The sequence below is a fragment of the Pseudoalteromonas sp. S2893 genome, from assembly GCF_005887105.1.
Lineage (GTDB): Bacteria > Pseudomonadota > Gammaproteobacteria > Enterobacterales > Alteromonadaceae > Pseudoalteromonas > Pseudoalteromonas atlantica.
In genome coordinates this window covers 24009-38555 of the sequence record NZ_PNCY01000013.1, presented here as the reverse complement: position 1 = coordinate 38555, position 14547 = coordinate 24009, and the positions used below count along the sequence as shown (strand labels likewise).

Genomic DNA, 14547 nt, shown 5'->3' with positions numbered 1-14547 from the left:
TATTCCCCTTTAAGTGCGTGCTTTTAGGTAGTAACACAACCTAACCATAGTCAATAACAAGATAGCTGCCATTAAATTGTGTGCCAGCGCCACTCCAAGCGGAAAGTGCCAATGCACCACTGCAAGCCCCAAACTAATTTGGCAAAGTAGCGCAACAAGCACGCTGACAGTACAGTGTTTTATTTTTGCAGATTGCGCCTGACTGTATATACGCCACATAATTAGCGCCAACACAATACATGTAACTAGCGCCCAAATTCTGTGTAGTAGATGAATAGACATACGCGCCTGTTGCGATAGCACTCCGTACTCATAATTACTGTGCTCAAGCGGCAGCTGAAACACACTACTGAGTGAAAATGGCTGCGCATAACTACACAGCGGTAAGCCATTACAGTGTGGCGCTGCATAATTTGCTGCAAGCCATCCTCCTAATGCAATTTGAATAACCAACACAGCCAATGCAACTAAGCTCAATGAAAAATAGCCTTTAGCGCTACTATCTCCGCCCTCTATGGGTTTAGTAGTTAAACGCAGGTATAAAAGAGTGATTAGCGATAAAATACTAAATCCCCCCAGCAAATGCCCCATTACAATAAGCGGTTGTAAGTTCATAGTAACGGTCCACATACCCAGCGCAGCCTGAAATATAACTAACAATAATAAGGCTAGCGGTAATTTAACCGGCGTGTTTGAGTAATGGCGCTTTACAAAAGCCAATACAAATAGCGCTAAAATAAGCACCCCCAGCGCGCCTGCAAAGTAACGGTGGATCATTTCTTTCCACGCTTTGGCGGTTTCAAACATCATATCTGGGTAACTTTGGGTAGCCAGTGCGATATCGGCTTCATGCTTTGGTACAGTTAAAAAGCCATAGCAACCGGGCCAATCTGGGCAACCAAGACCTGCGTCACTTAAACGTGTATAAGCACCTAGCCCTACTACTAACAGCGCAAGTAACCCCGTTGCAAGTACCCAGTTTTTATAATTTTTATACATAGGAATCTCCCATTAACAATGCGCTATTAATTAGCTTGAACGAGAATAATTAAGCAGTTTTTTTAAATCTTTTAATAAACCTTTTTGCACTAAACGGTTTTCTTGTGGCTGCTCTTTAAACGGATACTCAAGCACCACTAACCCCATATGATCGATTAAATATAAGCTAGCGGGCTGCAAATTTTGTTGCGCGTTAAAGGTTTTCCAAGGAATGTTTTTAACTTTAGGCGCTCCCATTACAGCCATATCAACCTTGCCCTGATTTTTTCCTAAGGCGATATATAAGTTATTAAGCGCATTGAGCTGCTCATTGCACGAAGCGTTACATTTATTGGAGTAATTAAGCGCAATTGTCCATTGCTTAGGGTTATGCTGCTGCCAGTTTTCAAGCTTTACTTCCTGCTGTAAAAACTCGCCATTATTAGTAATGGCGCTCGGCAACCAGTCTAGTTTTAGCGCACCATATGCAAGTATTAGCGGTACAGCGCAACATACAACAAACAAAACTAAGGGGTTATTTTTCATTGTTAGTCCTCTTTTTACTGGCAAAAATGGCCACCACTACACAGGCTAAGGCTATTAAAAACCATTGCACTGCATACGCTTGGTGCTTTTGCGGACTCATCACCACCGCTTTATAATGCGGTATAGCTAGCGCATCTCCAGCACCTTGACGATAAGCCATAAAATTAAATAACGATTGATTACTCTGCTCACTTAGCTTTTGTAAATCTATTGATTGGATTCGTTTTTGAAGGTCTTGTTTTGTCGCATTGGTTTGTAAGTTAAAGCTCGTTAAATTTCGCTCTTTTATCTGCGCTTTAAACGTAATATTACGTTTAGGAAGTTGGATGTTCGGTAGTTCGCTGCGTGAAATAGGCGCTTTTACCCACCCTAAATTAACGAGTAAAGCGCCACTTGCTTGGCTTGGCTTAAATAACACCAATAAATCGTAACCGACCTGCCCTTGGTAAACTTGGTTATCTAAAAGCCAGTATTGCTGATTTATTATTTTTCCGACAAGCTCAACCACTACACCTGTTTTATTCCACTTTGAAGGCATTGCCTGTAATTGCTGCCAGCTCATTACGCCTTGGGTTTGCATGTTAGCTATAGCTGTTAGCTGTTGCTGCTTTTGCTCAGCCCTTGCTAATTGCCAATACCCTAAACGTACACATACCAGCACCACAGCTACCACAACGCAAAGTGCGATAAATGAGCTAAGCTTTTGTTTACGCCTTAAAATTAACTGCATAAAGGGTCAACCCAGTGATTATTAAAATTATTATTGTGCTGCTGTTACTATTTATACTTTTCAACTTGTTTAGAGCGCTATTTATTATGGTGACCGATAAATCTGGCGGTCGGCCTATGTCGCATTTTTTAGGCCGTCGCGTGCTGTTTTCTGTGGTGGTTTTGGTGATGGTGATAGCCGCTGTAAAACTTGGTTTTATAAAGGCTAATCACTCACCATTAACCGTTACAACACATACACAAAAACAAATAAACACAGCCACACCACATCAACAAAATGCCAGTACCAAGCCGCTGCTTGAAAAGCAAAATGTTTATCTTTCGTAAAGTGGCCTTTTAAAATACGCACAAATACAACAAACAAAATGATGGCGCCAAGGGTCACATGCATGCCATGAAAACCTGTCAGCAAAAAGAATGTATTCCCGTAAATGCCTGCATCTAGTGTTAAGTTTAAGTCGTTGTAGGCATAAATATATTCTTCTACCTGCAATGCTAAAAAGCACACACCCAATAAAATGGTTGCCCCTAGCATCACTTTTAGCGGTTTACGTTTATTGTTTTCAATGGCTACGTGAGCAAAATGCAAAGTAACCGAAGACGCTAATAAAATAAGCGTATTAATAAGGGGTAAGCCTTGCCACCCCATAGCTTGCGTGGTTTCACCTGCTGGTGTGGTTAGTAGTGGCCATACGGCCTCAAAGGTCGGCCAAAGCACCTCGTTGGTCATTGCATTATTCCCAGCGCCGCCAAGCCAAGGCACCGACAGTATGCGGGCGTAAAATAATGCGCCAAAAAAGGCCATAAAAAACATAACTTCAGAGAATATAAACCAGCTCATTCCTTGTCGAAATGAGCGGTCCATTTGCGCTGAATATAAGCCCTGATCAGACTCGCTAATTACATTTTTAAACCAGCTAAAAATCATATACAGCAGCACTGCAATGCCTGCATATAGCAGGTACACACCGCTGCCCCCTTCACTTTCTAAGTTCATGACTGTTAAAGCCGCACCAACGGCAATAAAAAATAACGCCACCGCGCCCACTATGGGCCAAGGACTTTGCTCGGGTACGTAGTAGTTTTCATAATCTTGATTCATGTTACTTGCTCCTAGTTTTACACTAGACATGCAGGCTAGTTATTTCTTGCTACTAGCTGCTCACTAATATCAAATACGGTGTACGATAAAGTTAGCTCTTCTACATCGCTCGGCAGTGCAGTATCAACATAAAAAAGCAGCTTAAACTCAAGTTCTTCACCCGCTTTTAGGGGTTGTTGATCAAAGCAAAAGCACGCTATTTTATGTAAGTACTTGGCTGCCTTTCCGGGCGATACAGAAGGTACCGCTTGCATTACTTTATCGATATCACTGGTGTTCTTTGCGCTAAACATCACCTCACGCATGGCACCTGGTTTCACATCAACACTGTATTCTTTAGATTTAACAATAAACGGCGCACCACTTTGCGCATGGGTTGTAAAGCTCACACCTATTTCTCGATTTTGTGCAACCTGTGTACTTTGCTTAGCTTGTTCAAGCGACGGCTTGCCATTAAGCCCAGTTATGTCGCAAAACACGTCATATAAGGGCACTAAGGCAAATGCAAAAGCAAACATACCTATACAAATAAGAATTAGGCGCTTTAATAGCGGTGCATGTGTCATTATTTAATTTCCGGCGGCGTAGAAAAAGTATGATACGGCGCAGGAGAGTCCACTTCCCACTCTAAACCTTCAGCACCATCCCATACTTTTGCAGGGACTTTATCGCCCCCTCGGGCACATTTAATTACCACCGCCACAAAGAGTAACTGCGATAAACCAAAGGCAAACCCACCTATGCTTATGATTGCGTTAAAATCAGCAAACTGCAGGGCGTAATCGGGAATACGGCGCGGCATACCTGCCAGCCCTACAAAATGCATAGGGAAAAACAATACATTTACGCTTACCAGCGATAACCAAAAATGCCACTTAGCCAAGGTAATGTTGTACATGTTGCCCGTCCACTTAGGCAGCCAATAATAAGCCCCCGCCATAATCGAAAATATTGCCCCCGTAACTAACACGTAATGAAAGTGCGCCACCACAAAGTAAGTATCGTGATACTGAAAATCAGCAGGCGTTATAGCCAACATCAGCCCCGAAAAGCCCCCTAAAGTAAACAGCACAATAAAGGCAATACTAAATAGCATGGGCACTTCAAAACTTATTGACCCTCGCCACATAGTGGCTACCCAGTTAAATACTTTTACCCCTGTAGGCACCGATATCAGCATGGTCGCGTACATAAAAAATAGCTCGCCAGCAACGGGCATACCGGTCGTAAACATATGATGTGCCCACACTATAAAGCTCAGTAATGCAATAGAGGAGGTTGCGTAAACCATTGAGGCATAACCAAATAGTTTTTTACGTGAGAATGTAGGCACTATGGTCGAAATAATACCAAAGGCGGGTAAAATCATGATGTACACTTCGGGATGGCCAAAAAACCAAAATATGTGCTGAAACATCACCGGATCGCCGCCACCTGCCGCATCAAAAAAGCTGGTTCCAAAGTATTTATCGGTGAGCACCATAGTGACCGCTCCGGCCAGTACGGGCATAACAGCAATTAATAAAAATGCGGTTATTAGCCATGTCCAAACAAATAATGGTAGTTTCATCCATGTCATGCCTGGGGCACGTAAATTAACAATGGTCACAATTACGTTTATTGCGCCCATAATTGAGCTAATCCCCATAATGTGCACTGCAAACACAAACATTGCAGTGTTGTCGTTACTATACGTTGTTGAAAGCGGCGCATAGAACGTCCAGCCAAATGCGGGGCCGCCTCCAGGCATTAATAACGAGGCCAATAAAATTAAAAAAGCGAAGGGTAAAATCCAAAAGCTCCAGTTGTTCATTCTGGGCAGCGCCATATCTGGCGCACCAATCATGAGCGGTACCATCCAGTTAGCAAGCCCCGTAAAGGCTGGCATAACAGCACCAAACACCATAATTAAACCGTGTACTGTGGTCATTTGGTTAAAAAAGTGTGGGTCTACCAATTGTAATCCTGGCTGAAATAACTCAGCCCGAATAACCATGGCCATTGCACCGCCAATTAAAAACATAGTCAGCGAAAAAATTAAGTACATGCTGCCAATATCTTTATGGTTTGTTGTGTATAACCAACGTTTAAAACCTTTGGCTGGGTGATGGCCGTGGTGAGCGTCATTGGCGTTAGGTTGTTCTACTATGCTACTCATTAGTTCGCCTCCGCATCAAGTGCTGCCTGAATTTCACTAGGTTGGATGACATCACCCGTTTCATTACCCCACGCATTACGTTTATAGGTAATTACCGCTGCAAGTTGTTTAATTGAGAGCTGCTTTGCAAATGCCTGCATTGCAGTTCCTGGGCGGCCATGAATCACTACATCAATGTGATCTTTTATATCACCCAAAACAATGGGGCTGCCTTTTAACGCAGGAAATACGCCCGGTAGCCCCATACCTGTAGGTTGATGACACGCAGCGCAACTTGCCATATACACTTGCTCACCTAGTGTCATTAGCTCTTCTTTAGGAATTGTTTTATCAAGCAATGCTGCATCAGCAAGTGCGGCTTTTTGCTTAGCTTGCTTAGCATCTGCAAGCCATGCGTTAAAGTCCTCTTGCGATTTAGCTTCAACCACCACGGGCATAAAACCATGATCTTTACCGCACAGCTCTGCACACTGTCCTCGGTAAATACCTTCTTCGTTAATGTTGGTCCACGTTTCGTTGATAAACCCCGGATTGGCATCTTTTTTAACGGCAAAATCGGGTACCCACCAAGAGTGGATAACATCATCAGAGGTCATTAAAAAACGCACCTTTCGATTAATTGGCAGTACTAAAGGTTTATCAACCTCAAGTAAATAATTAGGGTTTTTATTAGCAAGGTTGGCTATTTCGTCTTGAGGGGTAGATAAAATAGAGTAAAACTCTACGTCTTCGCCCATATATTCATAATGCCACTTCCACTGTGACCCTGTAATTTTAATGGTTAAGTCAGCCTTACTGGCATCTTCCATCGCAATGAGGGTTTTAGTGGCAGGGATTGCCATGGCAATTAAAATAACAAACGGAATGGCAGTCCAAAGAATTTCTACTTTGGTACTTTCATGAAATTGGGCAGGAACTGCCCCTTTAGATTTACGGTGATGAATCAGTGCCCAAAACATTATTGCGAACACTATCACCCCAATCACACAACATATTAAAAATATGGTCATGTGTAGCTGATATACATTATTACTTATATCGGTTACGCCCTTGCGCATATTGTATTGGCTATTAGCCAGCACTTGCTGCGGGAACATAATCAACACAAGCCACAAGGTAGAGGTCAGTTTACCCATGTGACGGCTCCTTTGATGCTATTGCGAATGCAAAGCGAAGAGGCATACGGCTTAAACGCCAATTCGTTATTTTTATTTTTTAACCAATCTTATTTTTGATTGGTATCGCTAGGACAACAAAAGGTTTGTGTATATTGTGTGTTCTCATAACTAAAAAGCTGTGAGTTATTGTTAGTCCAGCACATTAATGATTAGCTAAAAAACGTACAACAAGCAAGTTTTAGTATAAAAAACAATCAAGTGATATTTTAAAATTGACTAAATGACGGCGTATTAAATTGTTATTTAACAGCCAAGATACGAGCAAAATTAAGGGATGTAACACGCTTAGGAAGATAAAAGTATGAGTGAAAAAAAGTTTACAGCCTAAATAATTTTAGGGCGCTTTGAGATGGTGGAAGGTTTGTTTTTAAAACAAAAATGCGCACTAAAAAGTGCGCATTTATAGATATTACTTAAAAATAGTTAAAAATTACATCCAATCGGCATTTCTTATTACGCCAACGGCTAACCCTTCAATATTAAAAGATTCGTTTTCAAGGTCTACTTCAATTGGCGTAAACTCTTCGTTTTCGGCGTGTAATAATACTTTTCGGCCTGCTTTTTCTAGGCGTTTTACGGTTACGTCTTCATCTACTCGTGCAACCACAACTTGGCCGTTTTCTGCAGTTTGAGTACGGTGTACGGCAAGTAAGTCGCCATCCATAATACCTATATCTTTCATACTCATACCGTTAACACGCAGTAAAAAGTCGGCGGCTGGTTTAAACATAAGTGGGTCTATTTTACAGTGACTCTCAACATGCTCTTGCGCCAAAATAGGCGAACCCGCTGCAACTCTACCTATTAATGGCAGACCCAGTTGCTCAGGCTCCTCTTCTTCAACCAATTGAATACCACGGCTTGCGCCTGGTTTCATTTTAATAACACCTTTTTTGGCAAGCGCTTTTAAGTGCTCTTCTGCGGCATTGGCACTTTTAAAACCGAGTGTTTGCGCAATTTCGGCACGTGTAGGAGGCATACCAGTGTCTTTAATAAAAACTTTTATTAGTTCGAGTATTTGAGCTTGGCGTTTAGTTAATGGTCGCATACAACTGGTTTTCCATACAGTACATTTAACTGTGAGTATATACAGTTAAATAAAAATCGCAAATTTAAATTGTGCTTTAAAATAGCTAAATACACCGCACCTGGATAAATTTTAGGTAATTACAGACGTTCAGTATTTAAAATGCTATAAATTTGCTTTCAATATAAAGGAGTAATTATGAGTATTTGGCATCAACCCATTACATTAGAGCTTTGCAAACAGTTAGATGAGGGAATAAACGGCCAAGGCACGCTAATGAAAACCATGGGCATAGAAATAACCGAAATAGGAGATGATTACCTAGTGGCTACCATGCCCGCAATTCCTGAGCATCATAATCCTATTGGTATGGTACATGGTGGCGCAAATGTGGTACTTGCCGAAACCGTAGCAAGCTACGCCGCTAACTTTGTAGTGGACTTTACAAAATTTTATTGTGTTGGACAGGAAATTAGCGCCAGCCACTTAAAGGCCTCTCGAAATGGCACTTTAACCGCCGTTACTCGTGCATTTCATATTGGTAAGCGCAGTTCTGTATGGGAAATAAAAATAACCAATAGCCGCGGCGAGCTTTGCTGCGTATCAAAAATGACCGCAGCGGTTGTCGAGCGCAAATAATTAACTATGGCTACTTTTCGATAGGGTAAATCGTTATTTCCATACCAGCGCCAATGGCAGATATACGTAGTAGTGTATCTGCATGTAGAGCTTGGTTAAAACACTTAGGTGACGTGCCCGACTCAAAGCCTATATCAAACGTTCTGCGCGAACAGCTTAGCCACTGCTTAAGCGCATTACGTGAACACGACTCTATTAATTCACATAAGTGGTTGATTGCTTTGTCTGGCGTGGTTATATCACCTGAGGCTTCAATACGCGCCAATTGACGATATTCGTCTTTGTCATAATGCAAAACCATCGCGTTTTTCTTTAAGTCTGCCACCAGGGCGCTAATATCTTGTTTAGACTCAAGCTCTAGATCTACATTTAAAAATTGAATTTCCGACATTGTCTGCTTTTTACCCTCTTATAGTTTCATCGCAAACTTTAACGCAGTTTTACTTTTATACCAAATCAACTAAGCGCTAAACATGGCTTTATTCATAGAAAATACCTGTTTAAACGCCATTGGCACCTAATTTGCCTTATAAAACGGGTTAGGCTAATTACGCTTAATTTTACCGTTTATGTATGAAAGTTATACACACACACTGTGTAATTAAACGCTTCAGGAGGACAATTATGGTAGATCATGGCCCGCAAATTAAAAATGACGATCAGTACGATGCGCTTCGAGATGAAGGCATGAGCAAAAAAAAAGCCGCGCGCATTGCTAATAGCAATACTCATAAAACTGCTGTCAAAGGCGGCAAAGCCTCAAAGTATGAGCAGCGCACTAAAAAGCAGCTGTACAATAAAGCTAAAGAGCTCGGCATTAGTGGCCGCTCTAAAATGAGCAAACAAGGGCTAATAAATGCCTTACGTGAGCATTAAACACAGCCTCACTGATTTTTTATCGCTCCTTTTTATTATTTTTATAAAGTTAGAGTAAGCTTATGAATAACTGCGACAAAATGCCGCAGTAAAAGCATGGGCTGCTGTAATACACTAACGCTAAAAATAATAAGAAGCACAAAATGAGAAAACAACTATTTAAGCGCGCTCGAAAACTACATAAGTGGCTAGGCTATTTACTTGCCTTACAAATTTTAGCTTGGCTTTTAGGCGGCTTAGTAATGAGCGCGATACCACTTGAATACGTACACGGTAAGCACCTTGCTAAGCGCACACTTACAAACCCATTTACTCAAGCAGACTACCCCACATCACTCGATAATATTACTGCCCAAGTACCTAACCCCACGCAAATAGTGTTTGAGCACTTTTTAACGACCCCGCTTATTACTGTTATTAATACTGACGAGCAGCAAAGCTTTAATGGTTTAACGGGGCGCCCTTTTCAGCCACCGACTAAAATACAAATTACCGCTAATGCACAAGCGCATTTACTCATCGACGCTAAGCCAATTAGCACTACACTTTTAAAACAAGGCACTCGAGAGGTGGGATACAAAAAAAATGTGTGGCAAGTACAATTTAACGACACCTTTAATACTACGCTGTATTTAAACGCAATTAACGGCAAAGTTATCATAGTTCGCAGCACACTATGGCGCATATTCGACTTTTTTTGGATGCTACACATAATGGATTACGACGAGCGAGAAGATTTTAACAACCCGCTTCTCATCAGCTTTGCAGCCACCAGCGTACTATTTTGTTTATGCGGTATTATTTTATTAATACAAAACGTTAGGCTAAAAAAACTTACACGTGTTGGTCAATCAAAATAGGGTTGCCGTCTGGGTCGGTAATAATAAAACTTTTATCACCCACAGGTTCAACCTGGATATGAGCGCTTTGAAAATATTCGCTAAGCGCATCAACATCCTTAAACTCTGCAACGGTTTGTGCGTTTTGATCCCAGCCAGGATTGAAGGTCAGCATGTTTTTATCAAACATACCCGAGAACAAGCCAATTAAATGCTCACCGTTTTTCATCACTAGCCAGTTTTGCTCTATCTCACCTGCAAACTCGCTAAAGCCCAGCTTTTCGTAAAACGCTTTTGAGACTCTAATATCTTTAACTGTTAAACTTATTGAAAAAGCACCTAGCATAGTCATCTCCTCGCTATTTTTTATATCAGTATAGAGTGTACTAAGCATTGCGGATTAAAATTTGTTCAGGCTTTATCTTTTAGCAGCAAAACTTTAGACTAGCGCCTCCTGTAGTTCACGTATGTGATGGATATGCTTAAATTTATTTTGGCCTTTGTGGCTTGTTGTATTTGTTTTTCTACATCGAGTGAAGAATTTACCCGTTTTTCAACGGCTAAAAGGCACTTAATTAAAACCCTACCCGAAAACGCCAAAAGCCTTTACTGCGGCTGCGACATTAAAAAACAAGGTAAAAAGCTAATCCCCGACCCTAGCAACTGTGGTTATATTCCACGTAATACGTTAACTTCCTCTGGCAAGGTTAATGTACGTGCACTGCGTATAGAGTGGGAGCATATAGTGCCGGCGTGGGAATTTGGTCACCAGTTACAATGCTGGCAAAACGGTGGTCGTAAAAACTGTCGCAAGGTCAGTGCTAAATTTAGAAAAATGGAAGCCGATATAAACAATTTAGCCCCTGCTATTGGCGAAATTAACGCAGATCGCTCTAACTATCGCTTTGGTATGCTTAGCGAAAACGCCACCCAATATGGCCGCTGCCAAGTAAAGGTTAACTTTAAACAACGCGTTGTAGAGCCTCCTTTTTATGCCCGTAAGCGCATTGCCGACACCTACGCCTATATGCAAAAAACATACGGCTTAAAAATATCAGCTAAACAACAAAAACTATTTGATGCCTGGCAAAAACAAGCATTTGCAGATAAAAGCAGCGCAAGTAAGCTGTAGCACACCTAAGTGTATACATTCATTTACATAATTTAGGGGCGAATACGTTGAATAAATGAGCGGGTGTTGTAGTATTTTAAACAACTTATTTACAAAAAGTAGTTTTGTATGTTTAAAAATAATAAAGCAACACTCGCTATTATTGCTGCACTTTCAAGCCTAACGCTTGTGGGCTGTGGCGGTGGTAGCAGCATGAATGAAACGCCCGACCCAGTCGTCACCCCCCCTGCTAGTTCAGCCCCAACTTGGACGGCAGGTGTATTTGAGCCATCGGAGGAGTTAAAAAACTTTTGCGAAAACCCACGCACAGGTAACGATCCGTTTAATAATAATGCGCCTTACCCTGACCAAGCCGGTTCAGCCCTTTACGAAAAGCTTTGGCTTCGCTCGTGGAGCGACGAAACCTACCTTTGGTATGATGAAATAGCCGATAACGACCCTGAAAACTTTCCTACAGTGGCCGATTATTTTGCCCAACTAAAAACCGAAGAACTAACCGACTCTGGTGATAAAAAAGATAATTTTCATTTTTCAGAGCCTTCTGAGGACTACTTTCAAGAAGCGCAATCAGGTGTAACCTCAGGCTATGGTATAAATTGGGCATTTATTGGCGACCCAGCTGATAGAATTTTACGTGTTGCCTACCTAGAAGACGACTCACCAGCAAGCCAAATTGGTTTTCAACGTGGCGATACCGTACTTGAAGTTGATGGCGTAAGCATTAATACCAGCACACAAGCAGGCGTAGATACCTTAAACGAAGGCTTATTTAGCCCCACTAATGGCGACTCGCACACCATCGTTGTGCGCAGTAACGATGGCGCTGAAAAAACCTTTAACGTAACTGCCGGCAACATAGAGCAAACACCTGTACAAAACGTAAAAACTATTACCACTGCAAATGGCACTAGCGTAGGGTACATGCAGTTTAATAGCCATATAGGTATTGCCCAAGAAGGCTTAATTGCTGCAGTTAATAAATTTAAAACCGATAACGTGGAAGAGCTTGTTATCGACTTTAGATATAACGGAGGCGGTTTATTAGCGCTTTCTTCGCAGCTGGCTTACATGGTGGCGGGCAGCGCCAACATTCAAAACCGTATTTATTACCAAACTCAGCAAAACGATAAACAACCGGTAGAGTCGCCTTTTCCGTTTATAGATGAAGAAATTGATTACTCAACTTTTTTCAGCACTGGCGAAAGCCTCCCCGATTTAAACCTATCTAAGGTGTATGTGCTTAGTACATCGGGTACGTGTTCGGCATCAGAAGCCTTTATTAATGGCTTAAAAGGCATTGACGCCGAGGTAGTGCTCATTGGCGACACAACCTGCGGTAAACCATACGGTTTTACCCCAACACATAACTGTGGCACCACCTATTACACCATTCAATTTAGCGGTATTAACAGTAAAGGGTTTGGTGAATATGCAGCAGGCTTTACGCCAACGCCTACACCGCAGTTTGATGCTGATGTAAAAGGCTGTGTAGTCAGTGACGACTTTGATAATCAATTAGGCGATCCAAACGAAGGGATACTCTCTACTGCGCTTTATCATATTGATAATAACGGCACGTGCCCTGTTAGCACCGCCTCTGCAAGTATTAAAACGCAAGTACAAAGCGCTGCTGGCGATAGCAAGCAGCTATTACCTTTAAACGCACCTAATAACGTTAACCGTGGCAATATGGATTTAACCTGGCCTACGTTAAATAAGGATAAGTAATGGCTAAACTACTGGCAATATTAACCTTATTATTTATTGGAGGCTGTAACAGTATGAGTAATGCCACTGCTAAGCCTGCACTACTAACCGAGGTAAACCCAGGCGTTATAGCCACGCTCCAGCAAGCGATTATAAAAGCGAAGGGCGGCACACTAGTTACGCTGGCCGACACCGTTTTTACTAAACGCAGCGAGTTATTATTAAGCCATGGAAATAGTAAAGACTCAAATGGTATGCCCATAATGGGCGCGCATAATATCAAGCCAGAAAAGTTTGTTTTACAAATAATTGCCGAGCAGTGCGTGCTTTATTATCCTAAAAAAGATATGTCTATTGAGCTTAAAAACGTAAATTGTAAAGCACGATAAAATACTATTAAAAAGGCACACAGCATTTATGCTGTGTGCCTTTATCATTTTTCACTTGGTTTATAAGTCTTGATGCGGGCCAAACACTTCGTAATGAATATGCTCGTTTTTAACGCCTAGTGCCAGTAATTGGCTTTTCACAAACGCCATAAACCCAGCGGGGCCACATAAGTAAAAATCGCCATTTGTAAGAGGTAACTGTGTTTTTATGGCAGTTAAGTCCATTAACCCTGTAAAATCAGCCCCTTCACTACTTTGATTAAACCACGTTATAGTTTGCAAGCTGTTATAAGCCATACTTAATTCATTTAAATAGTGTGCAAACGAGTGCTGCTGCGTATTTTCGCACGCATGTAAATACATAATATTTTGCTTAGGGTTATCGCTTAATAGCGTTTCGAGCATCGCAAGCATTGGCGTTTGCCCTACACCTGCTGAAATAAGTACCGCTGGTTTTTTACTATTTCGTAAAAAGAAATCACCTGCAGGCGGGTACAGTTCAACTATGTCACCTTGAGCTAGTGAGTGTAAATAATTAGACACCATGCCAGGCTTTGGCTGTAGCTCTTTTTTAACGCTAATACGGTAGTTTTTACCATTAGCTTTTTGTGAAATAGAATACTGGCGAATTTCTTCATATTCAGCGCCCGCTGGTTTAACTTTAACCCCTAAATATTGGCCAGGTTTATGGGTAATCACCGCTTTGCCATCTATAGGCGTTAGTGTAAAGCTTGTTACGAGTGCTGATTCAACCTGTTTGTTGGTTATTTCAAATTGGCGCGTGCCCGCCCAACCACCGTGTTTATTTTTACTGTGCTCATATAAAGCCGCTTCTTCAGTAATACACATATCAGCAAGCAGTGCATATGCTTCACGCCAAGCGTATTCTACATCTGGCGTAAACTGCTCTGGTATTAGCTCTTTTAAGGTGCCAATTAAGTGAGCACCAACAATGGGGTAGTGCTCTGGTAAAATATTTAAACTGGTGTGTTTATGGTTAATGCGCGCTAATGCCTCTTTTAACACCGCTAAGTTATCAATGTTTTGGGCGTATGCCGCTAAGGCGTTAAACAAAGCAAATTGCTGGCGCCCGGTGTTTTGGTTGCTCATATTAAAAATATTTTTAAGCTCTGGGTTATGGCTAAATAGTCGCTTATAAAAATGATCGGTCACAACCGTGCCGGCTTGCGCTAATAACGGAACAGTGCTTTTAACAATCTCAATGGTTTTATTAGATAACATAATGT

The 14547-nt window shown here is 41.6% G+C and carries 18 protein-coding genes; 7 read left to right on the top strand and 11 right to left on the bottom strand.

Features of this window, described 5'->3' with window-relative positions:
* Nucleotides 1-9 precede the first annotated feature (9 nt).
* From CWC04_RS07910 to CWC04_RS07900, 3 genes are read right to left on the bottom strand one after another with little or no spacing between them, the layout of a single operon-like run.
* Nucleotides 10-999 (bottom strand): COX15/CtaA family protein, encoded by a 990-nt coding sequence (locus CWC04_RS07910; protein WP_138685086.1) that lies wholly within the window; start codon nucleotides 997-999, stop codon nucleotides 10-12.
* A gap of 30 nt (nucleotides 1000-1029) precedes the next feature.
* Entirely contained in the window at nucleotides 1030-1524 is a 495-nt protein-coding gene (locus CWC04_RS07905) for a transmembrane cytochrome oxidase associated protein (protein WP_138685085.1), read from the bottom strand.
* A complete protein-coding gene (locus CWC04_RS07900; RefSeq protein ID WP_054983320.1) occupies nucleotides 1514-2254 on the bottom strand; it encodes an SURF1 family protein in 741 nt (246 codons plus the stop codon). Before CWC04_RS07900 ends, CWC04_RS07905 begins: the two co-directional genes overlap by 11 nt.
* A 14-nt stretch (nucleotides 2255-2268) precedes the next feature.
* Between CWC04_RS07900 and CWC04_RS20030 the strand changes: the two genes are divergently transcribed.
* On the top strand, nucleotides 2269-2580 hold the full coding sequence (locus tag CWC04_RS20030) for a DUF2909 domain-containing protein (protein ID WP_138685084.1): 312 nt from the start codon (nucleotides 2269-2271) through the stop codon (nucleotides 2578-2580).
* Here the strand turns inward: CWC04_RS20030 and CWC04_RS07890 are convergent.
* The 5 genes from CWC04_RS07890 to lexA form a co-directional block, all read right to left on the bottom strand.
* Nucleotides 2480-3355: a cytochrome c oxidase subunit 3 gene (locus CWC04_RS07890; RefSeq protein ID WP_004588217.1), complete on the bottom strand. Its 876-nt coding sequence runs from the start codon at nucleotides 3353-3355 to the stop codon at nucleotides 2480-2482. The genes CWC04_RS20030 and CWC04_RS07890 overlap by 101 nt on opposite strands.
* 35 nt (nucleotides 3356-3390) lie before the next feature.
* Complete coding sequence (locus tag CWC04_RS07885) at nucleotides 3391-3921, bottom strand: cytochrome c oxidase assembly protein (protein ID WP_138685083.1); 531 nt, start codon at nucleotides 3919-3921, stop codon at nucleotides 3391-3393.
* The gene (gene ctaD / locus CWC04_RS07880; RefSeq protein WP_138685082.1) at nucleotides 3921-5513 is read right to left on the bottom strand and encodes a cytochrome c oxidase subunit I; all 1593 of its coding nucleotides are present in this window, start codon (nucleotides 5511-5513) and stop codon (nucleotides 3921-3923) included. Before ctaD ends, CWC04_RS07885 begins: the two co-directional genes overlap by 1 nt.
* Nucleotides 5513-6649, bottom strand: a complete 1137-nt coding sequence (coxB, locus tag CWC04_RS07875; protein ID WP_138685081.1) for a cytochrome c oxidase subunit II — start codon at nucleotides 6647-6649, stop codon at nucleotides 5513-5515. The genes ctaD and coxB overlap by 1 nt, the downstream gene beginning before the upstream one ends.
* 472 nt (nucleotides 6650-7121) lie before the next feature.
* A complete protein-coding gene (gene lexA, locus CWC04_RS07870; protein ID WP_004588213.1) occupies nucleotides 7122-7739 on the bottom strand; it encodes a transcriptional repressor LexA in 618 nt (205 codons plus the stop codon).
* A 177-nt stretch (nucleotides 7740-7916) separates the two neighbouring features.
* Here lexA and CWC04_RS07865 point away from each other — a divergent pair, with 177 nt between their 5' ends.
* Complete coding sequence (locus CWC04_RS07865; protein WP_004589367.1) at nucleotides 7917-8357, top strand: PaaI family thioesterase; 441 nt, start codon at nucleotides 7917-7919, stop codon at nucleotides 8355-8357.
* A gap of 10 nt (nucleotides 8358-8367) precedes the next feature.
* On the opposite strand, the gene CWC04_RS07860 is transcribed toward CWC04_RS07865, so the two are convergent.
* The gene (locus CWC04_RS07860) at nucleotides 8368-8748 is read right to left on the bottom strand and encodes a hypothetical protein (RefSeq protein WP_004589368.1); all 381 of its coding nucleotides are present in this window, start codon (nucleotides 8746-8748) and stop codon (nucleotides 8368-8370) included.
* Nucleotides 8749-8981: 233 nt separating this feature from the next.
* Here CWC04_RS07860 and CWC04_RS07855 point away from each other — a divergent pair, with 233 nt between their 5' ends.
* A complete protein-coding gene (locus CWC04_RS07855; protein ID WP_249326082.1) occupies nucleotides 8982-9233 on the top strand; it encodes a DUF7218 family protein in 252 nt (83 codons plus the stop codon).
* Between the two features lie 143 nt (nucleotides 9234-9376).
* Entirely contained in the window at nucleotides 9377-10093 is a 717-nt protein-coding gene (locus CWC04_RS07850) for a hypothetical protein (RefSeq protein ID WP_138685080.1), read from the top strand.
* Here the strand turns inward: CWC04_RS07850 and CWC04_RS07845 are convergent.
* Nucleotides 10068-10418, bottom strand: a complete 351-nt coding sequence (locus CWC04_RS07845) for a VOC family protein (RefSeq protein WP_138685079.1) — start codon at nucleotides 10416-10418, stop codon at nucleotides 10068-10070. The two genes, CWC04_RS07850 and CWC04_RS07845, sit on opposite strands and share 26 nt — an antisense overlap.
* Before the next feature lie 126 nt (nucleotides 10419-10544).
* Here CWC04_RS07845 and CWC04_RS07840 point away from each other — a divergent pair, with 126 nt between their 5' ends.
* The 3 genes from CWC04_RS07840 (at nucleotide 10545) to CWC04_RS07830 (ending at nucleotide 13300) form a co-directional block, all read left to right on the top strand.
* Nucleotides 10545-11204: an endonuclease gene (locus CWC04_RS07840; RefSeq protein ID WP_138685078.1), complete on the top strand. Its 660-nt coding sequence runs from the start codon at nucleotides 10545-10547 to the stop codon at nucleotides 11202-11204.
* 108 nt (nucleotides 11205-11312) lie between these two features.
* The gene (locus tag CWC04_RS07835) at nucleotides 11313-12932 is read left to right on the top strand and encodes a S41 family peptidase (protein WP_138685077.1); all 1620 of its coding nucleotides are present in this window, start codon (nucleotides 11313-11315) and stop codon (nucleotides 12930-12932) included.
* Nucleotides 12932-13300, top strand: coding sequence for a hypothetical protein (locus tag CWC04_RS07830; RefSeq protein WP_138685076.1), 369 nt, complete (start codon nucleotides 12932-12934; stop codon nucleotides 13298-13300). The genes CWC04_RS07835 and CWC04_RS07830 overlap by 1 nt, the downstream gene beginning before the upstream one ends.
* Nucleotides 13301-13360: 60 nt before the next feature.
* Here the strand turns inward: CWC04_RS07830 and hmpA are convergent, their stop codons facing one another.
* Nucleotides 13361-14542: an NO-inducible flavohemoprotein gene (gene hmpA, locus CWC04_RS07825; RefSeq protein ID WP_138685075.1), complete on the bottom strand. Its 1182-nt coding sequence runs from the start codon at nucleotides 14540-14542 to the stop codon at nucleotides 13361-13363.
* Between the last annotated feature and the right edge of the window lie 5 nt (nucleotides 14543-14547).